Raw genomic sequence first — 13021 nt, 5'->3', positions numbered from 1 at the left:
ATGGGTGAAGCGGCATCCACCCTACGTGTGTTTATTCAATGACAGCAGCCGGACTCCAGATCCCTGAGGATCGGGCAGTCCGGGCGGTCGTTGCCCTGGCAGTTGTCCATCAGTTCCTTGAGGGTGTCGCGCAGGCCGCTGAGTTCGCTGATCTTGCGTTCCAGCTCGCTGATATGTGCAGCGGCCAGGGCTTTGACATCGGCACTGGCGCGTTGGCGATCCTGCCACAAGGCTAGCAGCTGGCTGACTTCGGTCAGGGAAAAGCCCAGGTCGCGCGAGCGTTTGATAAAGGCCAGACGGTGCAGGTCCTGCTGGCTGTACTGGCGGTAGCCGCTGTCGCTGCGGCCGGCCTCAGGCAGCAAATCGATGCTTTCGTAGTAACGAATCATCTTGGCGCTCAGGCCGGTTTTTTTGGCGGCTTGGCCGATATTCATCGTTCTTCTCCTGCCCTGCGGTTTATTCGTGATCCTTGGGCTTCCAGGTTTTCAGCAGCAAAGCATTGCTCACCACGCTGACGCTGGACAGCGCCATGGCCGCGCCTGCGAGCATCGGGTTAAGCAGGCCGGCGGCCGCCAGCGGAATGCCGATCAGGTTGTAGGCGAAGGCCCAGAACAGGTTCTGGCGGATCTTGTTGTAGGTGCGTCGGCTGATCTCCAGGGCATCGGCCACCATCCGTGGGTCGCCGCGCATCAGGGTAATGCCGGCGGCGTGCATGGCCACATCGGTGCCGCTGCCCATGGCGATGCCCACGTCAGCGACGGCCAACGCCGGGGCGTCGTTGATGCCGTCACCGACCATGGCCACAACGGCGTCTTGCTTCAGCCCACTGATGATCGCCACTTTGTTCGCCGGCAGCACTTCGGCATGCGCGACCTTAATGTTCAGTGCTTGCGCCACGGCATGTACGCTGCCTTTGTTGTCCCCGCTGATCAGGTGGCTGTCGATGCCTTGTGCAGTCAGTGCGGCAATGGCTTCTGGCGCGCCTTCCTTGAGCGTATCGCCAAAGGCGAACAGGCCGAGCACCTGCGGTTGCGGAGCGAGCTCTATCAGCCAGGACAGGGTGCGGCCTTCAGCCTCCCAGGCCAGCGCTTCGGCGATCAGTGTCTGGTTTTGTAGCCAGTGCTCTTCGAGCAAGCGTTTGTTGCCCAGGGCCAGCTGTCTTTCGCCAATCTTTCCGGCAATGCCGCGCCCAGCCAGGGCCTTGCTGTCGCTGACCTCGGCGAGTGTCAGGTGCTCCGCTGCGCACTGGTCCAGCACGGCCTTGGCCAGCGGGTGTTCGCTGCCGCGCTGCAGGGCTCCGGCCAGCTGCAGCAGTTGCGTGCTGTCGCCGTCGATGGCTTGCAGGTGGGCGATACGCGGGCTGCCTGCGGTCAGGGTGCCAGTCTTGTCGAAGGCCACCAGGGTTACCGAATGGGCAATTTCCAGGGCTTCGGCATCCTTGATCAGGATGCCGTGGCGCGCCGCCACGCCGGTGCCGGCCATGATCGCCGTGGGTGTGGCCAGGCCGAGGGCGCAGGGGCAGGCAATCACCAGCACGGCCACCGCGTTGAGTAGCGCTGTTTCAATACTGGCGCCGAGTAGCAGCCAGGTCATTAGGGTGACCAGTGCGATCAGCAATACGCTGGGTACGAAAATACGGCTGACTTTATCCACCAGTTTCTGGATCGGTGCCTTAGCCGCCTGGGCATCTTCGACCAGGCGGATGATGCGCGACAACACGGTCTCCGCGCCAAGTGCGGTGGTTTCCACCAGCAGGCGGCCTTCGCCGTTGATTGCGCCGGCCGTGACGCGATCACCCGGCTGTTTGGGTTGTGGCAGGCTTTCGCCGCTGATCAGCGCTTCATCGGCGTGGCTCTGGCCTTCGCGAACCAGACCGTCGACCGGGAAGCGTTCGCCGGGCTTGACCACGATGGCGTCGCCCAGTTGCAGCTCAGCCAGCGCCACCCATTGCTCGACGCCATCCTGCAGGCGCAAGGCGCGCTCAGGCCGCAGCGCCTGCAGGGCGCGGATGGCGCTGCTGGTCTGGCGTTTGGCGCGGCTTTCCAGGTATTTGCCGAGCAGGATCAGGGTGATGATCACCGCCGAGGCTTCGAAATACAGATGGGCCATCTCGCCAGCTGGGCTCAACGCCCATTGATACAGGCTCAGGCCATAGGCGGCACTGGTGCCTATCGCCACCAGCTGATCCATATTCCCTGCGCCAGCGCGCAGGGCATTCCAGGCCGCGCGGTAGAAACGCGCGCCGAAGATAAATTGCACCGGCGTGGCCAGGGTGAACTGCAGCCAGGCCGGCAGCATCCAGTGCAGGCCGAAGGGCTCGGCGAGCATGGGGATGACCAACGGTACGGTCAGCAGCATGGCCAGCAGCAGGGACCAGCGTTCGCGCTGCAGATGCCGCTCGACGGTTGGTTGAGTCTGGGTTGCATCGTCCAGCAGGCTGGCGCGATAGCCGGCCAGGCTGACGGCCTGCAACAGAACCTGGTGATCAGTGCCGCGCAGCACCTGCAGCTGCGCCCGTTCGCTGGCCAGGTTGACGCTGACTGAAAGCACCCCCGGTTGCTGCTTCAGGGCGCGCTCGATACGCCCGGCGCAGCTGGCGCAGGTCATGCCGGTAAGCGCTAGCTCCAGGCGTTCGCAGGGCACCTGATAACCGGCCGCACTAACGGCGTTGACCAGCTGCTCCAGGCTGTCCGCGGGCGCCTCGACGCGCGCCTGTTCACTGGCGAGGTTGATGCTGACACTGGTGACATCGGCCACCTTGGCCAGGGCGCGCTCGACCCGTCCGGCGCAGCTGATGCAGGTCATACCGCTGATAGGCAGGTTGAAGGTGGTGAGGCTGGACATGAGTGGTCCTCCATGGAATTCCAGTACAGGATCAACCTTGCCGTAAGGGTAAGGTCAAGCCGTTATATCCCTTGACCTTACCCTTATGGCAAGGGCAACACTCGGCTAACCGTTTACCATGGCGGCTTATTTATTCAGGAGGTTGTTTATGCAGGTTTCTCAGGTTCACGCATTCCGGGTCGATGGCATGACTTGCCAGGGCTGCGTCAAAACCATCACCGAGGCGCTGTTGGCTTGCGACCCGGCGGCTGATGTGAAAGTGAAGTTTCCCGGTGGTGAAGTGCGGGTGAGTAGCAGTGTGCCGGTCGATCAGCTGATGGTCGCCATCGTCGAGCAAGGCTACGGCGTCAGCCTAGCGTAAAAGCTGCGGCGTTTGGCCAGTCGCGGATCAGCCCGCGAAAGCAGGCGTCGATCATCGGCGCGGCGTCGCTGAGCGGGTCGAACAGATTGGGGTCGCGCGACCAGTCGTAGAACAGACCGATCAGCAGTGCATGTACGGTGCGCGCGGCCAAGCGCGGCGTCAGCCCGGCATGCAGGCGCAGGCGCACTGACGGTGTGTTGAACTGCTGCTCGCAGAGCGCGATAAACAGGTTGATAAAGGCCTCTTGGCGCTCTTCGGCTTCGCGCAGTTCTTCGGTGAACTCACACCTGCGCAGCAGGATGGTGAAGATGCGCTTCTTCTGCGGTTCACGGGCCAGGTTCTCGATAGCCTCGATACACAGCTCGCGCAGGGTCTGCAGCGGGTCGTGCTCGGGGCAGCCGCGCATACGTTCGGCCAGCTGCTCGGGCGGTAGCCGCACCTGATTGAGCATGGCGTTGAACAGATCGGCCTTGTTGGCAAAGTGCCAATACACCGCGCCACGTGTCACCCCCGCATGCCGGGCGATGTGCTCCAGGCTGGTGTGCGCCACACCTTTTTCCAGAAACAGCGTTTCGGCGGCCTCAAGGATGGCGCAACGGGTTTTCTCGGCTTCTTCTTTGGTTCGACGCATGGCAGTAGGCGTATTTCTGGCTAGGCTCAGCACAAAGTGTAATGAACTTAAGGGTAATGTTCTATTTACAAACACTTGTGTATGTAACTAGCATTGCCGGTCTCAAACGTTGCGCCTTGCGTTTATTCGGAGACATCCATGCTTTTTCCCCGTCGTCTGCCGGTCACTGCCGGTTCCTTGTTGTTGGCTTTTTTGGCCGCCCCGCTGTTTGCCGCCGATGCTCCGCCAGCACCCGAGGTGGTGGTAGAGACCGTCAAGGCCGAGGCTCTGCCCCTGGAACTTGAATATTCCGCACGTACTGCTGGTTTCCGTGAAGTGCAGGTGCGCGCCCAGGTCAGTGGCATTCTGCAGGAGCGTACTTATCTGGAAGGCAGCCAGGTCAAGAAAGGCCAGGTGATGTTCCGCATTGACCCGCGTACCTACCAGGCCGCACTGAGCCGCGCCAAGGGCGCTCTGGCACAGGAGCAGGCGCGCTATCGGCAGACCGAACGCGACCTCAAGCGTATCCGCGAATTGCAGAAAAAGGGTTTTGCCAGCGAAAGCGAACTGGACAATGCGGTTTCCAACTTCGAGCAGAGCAAGGCGAACATTCAGGCTGCCGAAGCCGAAGTGCAGTCCAAGCAGATCGATCTCGACTACACCACAGTGAAAGCCCCGATCTCCGGGATCACCAGCAAGGAAACCGTCTCCGAAGGCAGTCTGATGGTGGCCGGTGATCCGAGTGCCAGCCTGCTGAGCAATATCACTCAGTTGGACCCGATCTACGTCAACTTTGCAGCCCCCGACTCGGATGTGGAGAGCGTGCGCAGTGGCCTGCAGAACGGCAGCCTGGTACTGCCGGAAGACGGAAAGATGAGTGTGCAGATCAAGCTTGGTGACGGCAGTGTCTACCCGCTGGAAGGCAAGGTGGACTTTACCGACAGTCTGGTGGATCGCGGCACCGGTACCGTCAGTGCGCGCGCTGTGGTGCCTAACCCGGAGCAGACGTTGTTGCCGGGGCAGTTCGTGCGGGTGCAGGTCAAAGGTCTGAGCATTCCCAACGCCATGACCCTGCCAGAGCGCGCGATTGGTCAGGGCCCAGGCGGCACTTTTGTTTACGTGGTGGATGAAGCCGGCGTGGCGCGCATGCGCCAGGTCACCACCGGGCACACGGCCAAAGGCCGCTGGGTGATTGTCTCCGGCATCAGCGCCGGTGAGCGGGTGATCGTCGAGGGCCTGCCGAAGGTGCGTCCAGACAGCCCGGTTAAAGTCGCCGCCCCAGCCGCCAGCCAATCCTAAGGAGCGTTCCCGGTGATCTCACGCTTCTTTATCGACCGTCCGGTCTTTTCCGCGGTCATCTCGATCATCATCGTGTTGGCGGGCCTGATGGCCATGCGCACGCTGCCGATTGCCCAGTACCCACAGATTCTGCCGCCGCAGGTATCGGTCAGCGCCAGCTATGCCGGTGCCAGCGCCCAGGTGATTGCGGAAACGGTGGCCGCGCCGCTGGAGCAGTCGATCAACGGCGTCGAGGGGATGATCTACCAGCAGTCCAACTCCGGCGGCAACGCCATGAGCCTGTCGGTGTACTTCGAGGTTGGCCGCGACCCTGACCAGGCCACCATCGACGTCAACAACCGCGTGCAGGCCGCCCTGGCCAAACTGCCGGAAGAGGTGCGCCGGCAGGGCGTCAAGGTGCAGAAGAAGTCCTCGGACATTCTTCAGGTGGTGACCCTGTACTCGCCGGATGGCTCGCGCGACCCGGTATATATCAGCAACTATGCGCTGATCAACGTAATCGACGAGCTCAAGCGCTTGCCGGGCGTGGGTGATGTCAGCCAGTTCGGTTCGAAAGACTATTCCATGCGCATCTGGCTGCGTCCGGACAAGCTGGCGCAGTACAACCTGACGCCGACCGATGTGGTCAATTCGATTCGCGAGCAGAACTCGCAGTTCGCCGCCGGCAGCTTCGGCCAGCAGCCGCTCAAACAGAAGCAGGATTTCACCTACACGGTGACCACCCAGGGCCGCTTCACTGATCCGAAAGCGTTTGAAAACGTCATTCTGCGCACCGATGACACCGGTGCCAGCCTGCTGCTCAAGGATGTCGCGCGGATCGAACTGGGTGCCCAGGACTACTCGCTGATGACCTCGCTCAACGGTCAGCAGAACGCCGCTTTCGGCGTGTACCTGCAGCCCGGCGCGAACGCTCTGGACACTGCCGAGGCGGTGAGCAAGACGCTGGAGCGGCTGTCGCAGAACTTCCCCAGCGGCATGACCTACAAGGTGCCGTACGACACCACCAAATTCGTCCGGGTGTCGATTGAGGAGGTGATTCATACCTTCTTCGAAGCCCTGGTGCTGGTGGTACTGGTGGTGTTTATCTTCCTGCAGAACTGGCGCGCTACGCTGATTCCGCTGGTGGCGATTCCAGTGTCGCTGGTCGGTACCTTTGCCGGCATGTACATGCTTGGCTTCTCGATCAACCTGCTGACCCTGTTCGGCATGGTGCTGGCCATCGGTATCGTGGTGGACGACGCCATTGTGGTGATCGAGAACGTCGAGCGCTCAATGCGCAGTGACAACCTCGCTCCGCGCGAGGCCTCAATCAAGGCTATGGCGGAGGTTACCGGGCCGATCATTGCCACCAGCCTGGTGCTCTGCGCGGTGTTTATTCCGGTGGGTTTCCTCGGCGGGTTGGCCGGGGAAATGTACAAACAATTCGCCATTACCATCGCCGTGTCGGTGGTGATTTCCAGCGTGGTTGCACTGACTCTGAGCCCGGCACTCTGTGCCTTGTTGCTCAAGCCTGGGCAGCATGAGCCGGCCGCGCCGTTCCGTGCGTTCAACCGCATGTTCGACAAATTCACCAGCGGTTACACCAGTGGTGTGCGTTTCTTCCTCAAGCGTTCGGCTGTCGGGTTGTTGCTGTTCGGCGCGATGATTGCGGTGATGGTGCTGCTGTTCAACCGGGTGCCCAGCTCCCTGGTGCCCAATGAAGACCAGGGCTATGTGATCAACGCTTACTTCCTGCCGCCGGCAGCCTCGCTGACCCGCACCGAGAAGCTTACCGGTGACGTGACTCAGCAGTTGATGGCGCACCCTGCGGTGCAGGATGTGGTGACCTTCGCCGGCTTTGACGTGCTGACCTTTGGCACCCGCAGCAACGCCGGGGTGTCATTCGTGCCGCTGAAAGACTGGAGTGAACGCACCACGCCTGAACTGGATGCGCGCAACCTTACCGGCCAGTTCATGGGCATGGGCGCTGCGCAGAAGGATGGCGTGGTTCTCAGCTTTAACCCGCCGCCCATTACCGGCATGAGCACCACGGGTGGTTTTGAGGGCTTTATTCAGGATCGCAGTGGCGGCACGACCGCGCAGTTGGCGGCCAAGGTTCAGGCCTTCCTAGCGGCTGCGGCGAAACGCCCTGAGCTGGCAGGGGTGCAGAGCACCTTTAGCGCCAACGTGCCGCAATACTTTATCGACCTGGACCGTACCAAGGCGCGCGCCCTGGGTGTGGCGGTGAATGATGTGTTCACCGCCATGCAGGCCACGTTCGGCAGCTACTACGTCAACGATTTCAGCCTATATGGGCGTACCTTCCAGGTCAGCCTGCAGGCCGAAGCGGAGTTCCGCAGCAAGCCGGAAGATTTGTCCCAGGTCTATGTGCGTGCAGGCAGTGGCGAGCTGGTGTCGCTGGCCAGCCTGGTCAAGGTTGAGCGGATACTCGGCCCGGATACCTACGCACGCTTCAACGTCTACCCGGCAGCGAAGATTCTTGGCGGGCCAGCACCTGGCTACAGCTCCGGTCAGGCGCTGAGTGCGATTCAGCAAGTGGCGGAGGAAGTGCTGGGTAGCGATTACAGCATTGGCTGGACCGGTTCAGCCTTCCAGGAAGTGGCGTCGCAAGGTTCGGGCAGCAGTGCCTTTATCTTCGGTCTGATCATGGTGTTCCTGATCCTCGCTGCCCAGTACGAACGCTGGACCCTGCCGCTGGCGGTGGTCACTGCGGTGCCGTTTGCGGTGTTCGGCGCGATTCTCGCGGTGTGGCTGCGCGGCATCGAGAACGACCTGTACTTCCAGGTTGGCCTGGTTACGCTGATCGGCTTGGCGGCGAAGAACGCTATTCTGATTGTCGAGTTCGCCGTGCTCAATCGGCACAATGGCATGAGCATTTTCGAGGCGGCGCTGGAGGCTTCGCGCCTGCGCTTTCGCCCGATTATCATGACCTCGTTGGCCTTCATTCTCGGCGTTATGCCGCTGGTTACCAGCAGTGGTGCGGGCTCGGCCAGTCGCCACTCGATCGGCACCGGGGTGCTCGGCGGGATGATGGCGGCGACCTTCCTGGCGATCTTCCTGATCCCGATGTTCTATCTGCTGGTGGAGTCGCTGGCAGAGAAAATCGGCAAAGGTCGGAAAGAGGCCGATACGCCGGTCTGACTAGCAGCCCGCTGGTAAGCGGCAAACCGTAGCCCGAATGCACGCCGGGAGCGGTTTGTCAGTCCGCTGTAGTCCGGGGTTGATCCGGGCCACGGCGGCTCCTCGGTTTTTACATTTCTGGACACCCATGCCGTTACGTCTTCTGTTGATTCTTGGCGCGTTAAGCGCCTTTGGCCCTTTGGCCATCGATTTCTATCTGCCGAGCTTTCCAACCCTGGCACGTGCGTTCTCCACCGATGTGGAGCACGTGCAGCTGTCGTTGGCCGCCTACTTTGCCGGCCTGGCTATCGGTCAGCTGGCATATGGTCCGCTGGCCGACCGTTTTGGCCGGCGCAAACCGCTGTTGCTCGGGGTCATGCTGTTCAGCCTGGCGTCGCTGGCCTGCGCCCTGGCGCCTAGCTTGGAATGGCTGATTGCTGCGCGCTTTGTGCAGGCCCTGGGCGGCTGCGCCGGGATGGTGATTTCGCGGGCGGTGGTGCGCGACCTGTGTGACCCAGTCAGCTCGGCCAAGGTGTTTTCCCAACTGATGCTGGTGATGGGCCTGGCGCCGATTCTCGCGCCGCTGGGCGGTGGGCTGCTGCTCAGCACGCTGGGCTGGCCGTCGATTTTTGTCTGCCTGACGCTGTTCAGCTTTGTCTGTCTGCTGGCGGTGGCCCGGTGGCTGCCGGAAACCCTGGCCAAAGATGCGCCGCCTGCGCCTTTGCGCGGCGCGTTGGGGGAGTACAAGCGGCTGTTTACTGACCTGCCGTTTCTCGGTTATGCGCTGACCGGTGGCTGTGCGATTGCCGGGATGTTTGCCTATATCGCCGGCTCACCGTTCGTGTTTATCGAGCTGTATGGCATACCCGCCGAGCATTACGGCTGGCTGTTCGGCAGCAATGCCCTGGGCTTTATTCTGGTGGCGCAGCTGAATGCCTGGCTGGTGGCGCGACACGGCCCGGCATACTGGCTGGGCAAGACCGTGTGGTTCTACCTGGCTTGTGGCCTGGCACTGCTGTTGGTGGCACTGGCCAAGCCGCAGGCCTTGTGGCCGCTGCTGATTCCTCTGTTCGGCTGCATTGCCAGCCTGGGCATTCTTCTGCCCAACGCCTCGGCTTGCGCCATGGCAGGGCAGGGTAGCCATGCCGGCAGTGCCTCGGCGCTGCTGGGTAGCCTGCAATTTGTTATCGCTGCCAGTGCCGCCGCCATGGTGGGTGTACTGCATGACGGCAGTGCCTGGCCGATTGCCGTGGTGATCTTCGCTTGCGGGGGGCTGGCCGTGAGTTTTTCTCTGTTTACCCGGTGGGTCGAGCGCGGCGCGATCCGCGCATAGGCTTAACTTGCCGCGCGCTGCTGCTCGAAAGGCAGCCTATGCGGCGCGTTCAGGCGTGCTTGCAGGGTGCTGACAAACTGGCGGGCCTCGCTTTCACTGCGGAAGGTCACGCTCTGCTTGCCAAAGTTTACTTGCCAGCCCGGACCTGCGGCTGTTTTTACCGGTTGGATCATTACGTTCATCGCCGAGCCTCCTATGCAAGAACCTGTTTACGACCTGCTGCGCGTCGGCCCTGCTGCGTTAAAAGCCGGCTCGGAATGCTCATGTACAGCTCGTACACTCCGCTTCCTCGCCTGCTTTTGCCTTGCATGGTTCTAGCTCGCGAGATCGTAAATAGGTTTAAGAAAGGCCAGTCTAGTCACTCAATATGAACTTTCATTGACCTGTAACAAATCAATCATGGCTGGCACACCGCTGGTCTGATTGGCTCACCTCCGCCCAGTTGGTATTGAACTGCACGGCCAGCCCCGCCAGTCGGGTGAACTCGGTCACCAGGGCGATATCGGCAGCGCTCGGCCGGCTGGGCTGTGGGTAATAGATGCCAAAGGTGCCGAGCACCTGGCCGCTGTCATCCTTGAACGGCAATGACCAGCAAGCCTGCAGACCGGCAGCCTGGGCGACGCTATGGTAGTCGCGCCAATAGGGATGCCGGCTGAGGTCTTCGGCGATCACCAGTTCGCCACTGGCAGCGGCATGCCCGCAGGAGCCAACTTCCAGCGCTGCTGTAATCCCTTCGATGGCCTGGCAATAAGTCTCCGGCAGGCTCGGTGCGGCACCAACATGCAGGCGCTGGTGTGCATCGAGCAGCATGATCGATACGCGCATCTGCGGTTGCAGGCTTTCCAGGCGCCGGGTGATGCCGCTGAGAATGCTGCGCAGTGGGTGCCGGCCGAGCAGCTCATCGAGCACCGCATTGCGCGCTTGTTGTAGATGCTGGGCCTGATGGCGCTCATGCACGTCGTGCAGGCTGCCGTGCAGGCTGTGTTCGGGCAGGCTCAGGTTGAGCTGCAGTTCAACTCGACGCGCCTGGCCGCTGTGGGTGAGCAACTGGCACTCCAGACGCAGGCTGCCGAGTTTGCCACTGCGCAGCTCTTCCAGACGTTGGCGCAGCGTGGCTTGCCCGAGTTCCGGCATAAAGCGCTGTAACGGGCTGCCCAGGCTTTCATGGATGGGGTAGCCGCTGATCTGTTCCCAGGCTGGGTTGAGGAAGCTCAGTTTGTCGTCGGCATCGGTGATAAAGATCGCATCGCCGAGGTGCTCGACCAGCGAACGGTAGCGGGTCTCGCTGACCTGCAGTTCGCTGTCGATTTTCTTCTGTTCGGTCAGATCGATATCAACGCAGTACAGCTCCAGCTGATCCAGGCTGTTGCGCAGCATCAGGTGACTGGAATAGACTCATACCAGGCTGCCGTCCTTGCGCTGCAACTGTATCTCAGCCGCAGGGATTGGCGAGCCGCCGAACTGCCACAGGTTGATCGCGCTGGCCACCTTGCTGCGCGCCGGCAGTGGCACGATCAGTTCTTCCAGGCGGCGTCCCATGACCTCGTGCACGGCATAGCCGTAGAGCAGGGTGCTGGCCTGGTTCCAGTAGATCACCCGGCGTTCACGGTCATAGCCCTGCACAGCAATCCGTGGGGTTTGCTCGAACAACAGACGAAAGCGATGTTCGCTCTCGCGCAGGGCGCTCTCGTCGCGTTTCTGCGTGCTGATGTTTTGCACGGTACCGAGGATGCGACCGTGCTCGTCGGTTTCCCCGCGCAACATCAGCCAGGTAATTTGCTGCGGCTGCGATTGCAGCAGACGGGCGCTCACTGTCATGGCGCTGCGGCTCTCCAGTAAAGCGTGCAGGGCGCGTTGTACGGCAGAGCGTTCGGCGGGGTGCAACCAACTCAGCAGCTGTTCGATGCTGCTCTGCTGGTTGTCGAGATTGCGGCCGAACAGGCTCAGGGCTTCCTCGCTCCAGTGGAAACCGTCACGGTATTCCCAGCTACCGAGCCCGGCATTGCGTTGGGCCTGCCGCAGCACGCGGCTGTTGTGGGTGAGTTTTTCCAGTAGTTGGCGTTGCGCCTGCCGGTCACGCCGGCTGAGCAGGAAGATCAGGCCGGTGCTGAGCAGAATAAACAGCAGGCCTTTGCCAGTTTGCAGTTCAGCCGCCAGCTCGCTGTCCATGACCCATGCATGCAGCAGGTAGTCGCTGCAGAAAATCCACAGGGCGCTGAACAGCATATATACGCCGGCCAGGCGCAGTGGGCCTTGAAGATCGGGTCGCATCCCTTACCGCCAATGGCTAGCCAAGTCGAAAGATTTGAGTGGGGGTTGCCTGAATAGAGGCAATGCAATGAGTCTAGCCGGCCGCTTATCGAATGCAGGGCGCGTGATAAAAAAGCTGCCCGGCGCGCGATGTGCGCGCCGGGTTTGTTTGAGACCTTTTAGAACCCTTCGAGAACGATTTTGCCCTTGGCTGTACTGCTTTCCAGCAGCGCATGGGCGCGGCGCAGGTTGGCGGCGTTGATGCTGCCGAAATGCTCACCCAGGGTGGTGCGCAGGGTGCCGGCATCCACCAGTTCAGCGACCCGACCCAGCAGGCGATGCTGTTCGATCATGTCGGCGGTCTCGAACAGCGAGCGGGTAAACATCAGCTCCCAGTGCAGCGACAGGCTTTTGCGCTTGAGCTGCATGATGTCCAGTGGCTGCTCCGGGTCATCGATCAGCGCCAGACGGCCTTGCGGGGCCAGGGCTTCGACCAGTTGGGCGAAGTGCTGGTCGGTCTGGGTCAGGCTGGCGACGTGGGTAACCTGATCGATACCGATACGTTTCAGCTCTTCACTCAGCGGCTGGCGATGGTCGATCACATGGTGTGCGCCCAGTTCGCGGACCCAGGCTTGGGTTTCCGGACGCGAGGCGGTGCCGATCACCGTCAGGCCAGTGAGTTGACGGGCCAGCTGCACCAGAATCGAACCGACGCCGCCTGCAGCGCCGACGATCAACAGGCTCTGGCCCTGATCGGCGTTGCCCTGGGTGACCTGCAAACGCTCGAACAGCAATTCCCAGGCGGTGATCGCGGTCAGCGGCAGGGCGGCTGCTTCGGCAAACGGCAGGCTCTTGGGCATATGCCCGACGATGCGCTCATCCACCACATGCAGTTCGCTGTTGGCCCCGGCACGGTTGATCGCCCCGGCGTAGTACACCCGGTCGCCGGGCTGGAACAGGCTGACTTCGCTGCCCACTGCTCTGACGATACCGCTGGCATCCCAACCGAGCACCTTGGCGGCACCATCGGTTGGGGCGACGTTGCGGCGGATCTTGGTGTCCACCGGGTTGACCGAAATGGCCTTGACCTCGACCAGCAGGTCGTGCGGACCGGGCGTAGGCGCCGGCAGTTCGACATCCTGCAAAGCATCAGTGTGGTCGGCGGGCAGCGATTGGTAATAGGCGACAGCTTTCATAACGTGCT

Annotated in this window: 11 protein-coding genes; 4 read left to right on the top strand and 7 right to left on the bottom strand. The window is 61.8% G+C overall.

Annotated elements, in window-relative coordinates:
* Positions 1 to 35: 35 nt before the first annotated feature.
* A complete protein-coding gene (gene cueR / locus ACIN8IBEIGE_RS19230) occupies positions 36 to 434 on the bottom strand; it encodes a Cu(I)-responsive transcriptional regulator (protein ID WP_160016060.1) in 399 nt (132 codons plus the stop codon).
* Positions 435 to 456: 22 nt separating this feature from the next.
* The gene (locus ACIN8IBEIGE_RS19225; RefSeq protein WP_160016059.1) at positions 457 to 2844 is read right to left on the bottom strand and encodes a heavy metal translocating P-type ATPase; all 2388 of its coding nucleotides are present in this window, start codon (positions 2842 to 2844) and stop codon (positions 457 to 459) included.
* Positions 2845 to 2992: 148 nt separating this feature from the next.
* Between ACIN8IBEIGE_RS19225 and ACIN8IBEIGE_RS19220 the strand changes: the two genes are divergently transcribed.
* Positions 2993 to 3205 carry a heavy-metal-associated domain-containing protein gene (locus tag ACIN8IBEIGE_RS19220; RefSeq protein WP_160016058.1) on the top strand — a complete coding sequence of 71 codons (213 nt, stop codon included), beginning with the start codon at positions 2993 to 2995 and terminating at the stop codon, positions 3203 to 3205.
* Here the strand turns inward: ACIN8IBEIGE_RS19220 and ACIN8IBEIGE_RS19215 are convergent.
* Positions 3192 to 3836 (bottom strand): TetR family transcriptional regulator, encoded by a 645-nt coding sequence (locus tag ACIN8IBEIGE_RS19215; RefSeq protein WP_160016057.1) that lies wholly within the window; start codon positions 3834 to 3836, stop codon positions 3192 to 3194. The genes ACIN8IBEIGE_RS19220 and ACIN8IBEIGE_RS19215 overlap by 14 nt on opposite strands.
* A gap of 138 nt (positions 3837 to 3974) precedes the next feature.
* Between ACIN8IBEIGE_RS19215 and ACIN8IBEIGE_RS19210 the strand changes: the two genes are divergently transcribed.
* The 3 genes from ACIN8IBEIGE_RS19210 to ACIN8IBEIGE_RS19200 all read left to right on the top strand — a co-directional run bounded on the left by ACIN8IBEIGE_RS19210 (position 3975) and on the right by ACIN8IBEIGE_RS19200 (position 9567).
* Positions 3975 to 5114: an efflux RND transporter periplasmic adaptor subunit gene (locus ACIN8IBEIGE_RS19210; protein WP_160016056.1), complete on the top strand. Its 1140-nt coding sequence runs from the start codon at positions 3975 to 3977 to the stop codon at positions 5112 to 5114.
* A gap of 12 nt (positions 5115 to 5126) precedes the next feature.
* A complete protein-coding gene (locus tag ACIN8IBEIGE_RS19205) occupies positions 5127 to 8255 on the top strand; it encodes an efflux RND transporter permease subunit (RefSeq protein ID WP_160016055.1) in 3129 nt (1042 codons plus the stop codon).
* A gap of 127 nt (positions 8256 to 8382) precedes the next feature.
* Positions 8383 to 9567 (top strand): multidrug effflux MFS transporter, encoded by a 1185-nt coding sequence (locus tag ACIN8IBEIGE_RS19200; RefSeq protein ID WP_160016054.1) that lies wholly within the window; start codon positions 8383 to 8385, stop codon positions 9565 to 9567.
* Between the two features lie 2 nt (positions 9568 to 9569).
* Here ACIN8IBEIGE_RS19200 and ACIN8IBEIGE_RS19195 read toward each other — a convergent pair whose 3' ends face one another.
* The 4 genes from ACIN8IBEIGE_RS19195 to ACIN8IBEIGE_RS19180 form a co-directional block, all read right to left on the bottom strand.
* Positions 9570 to 9749 carry a hypothetical protein gene (locus ACIN8IBEIGE_RS19195; protein ID WP_160016053.1) on the bottom strand — a complete coding sequence of 60 codons (180 nt, stop codon included), beginning with the start codon at positions 9747 to 9749 and terminating at the stop codon, positions 9570 to 9572.
* A gap of 211 nt (positions 9750 to 9960) precedes the next feature.
* Positions 9961 to 10944, bottom strand: coding sequence for a GAF domain-containing protein (locus ACIN8IBEIGE_RS19190; RefSeq protein WP_160016052.1), 984 nt, complete (start codon positions 10942 to 10944; stop codon positions 9961 to 9963).
* Positions 10945 to 10962: 18 nt separating this feature from the next.
* Complete coding sequence (locus ACIN8IBEIGE_RS19185; RefSeq protein WP_160016051.1) at positions 10963 to 11838, bottom strand: PAS domain S-box protein; 876 nt, start codon at positions 11836 to 11838, stop codon at positions 10963 to 10965.
* 158 nt (positions 11839 to 11996) lie between these two features.
* On the bottom strand, positions 11997 to 13013 hold the full coding sequence (locus tag ACIN8IBEIGE_RS19180) for a zinc-binding alcohol dehydrogenase family protein (protein WP_160016050.1): 1017 nt from the start codon (positions 13011 to 13013) through the stop codon (positions 11997 to 11999).
* Positions 13014 to 13021: the final 8 nt, after the last annotated feature.

The sequence above is a fragment of the Pseudomonas sp. 8BK genome, from assembly GCF_902506475.1.
GTDB classification, from domain to species: domain Bacteria; phylum Pseudomonadota; class Gammaproteobacteria; order Pseudomonadales; family Pseudomonadaceae; genus Aquipseudomonas; species Aquipseudomonas anguilliseptica.
Note: the sequence above shows the minus strand (reverse complement) of the source record. Positions and strands in the feature narration are given on the sequence as shown.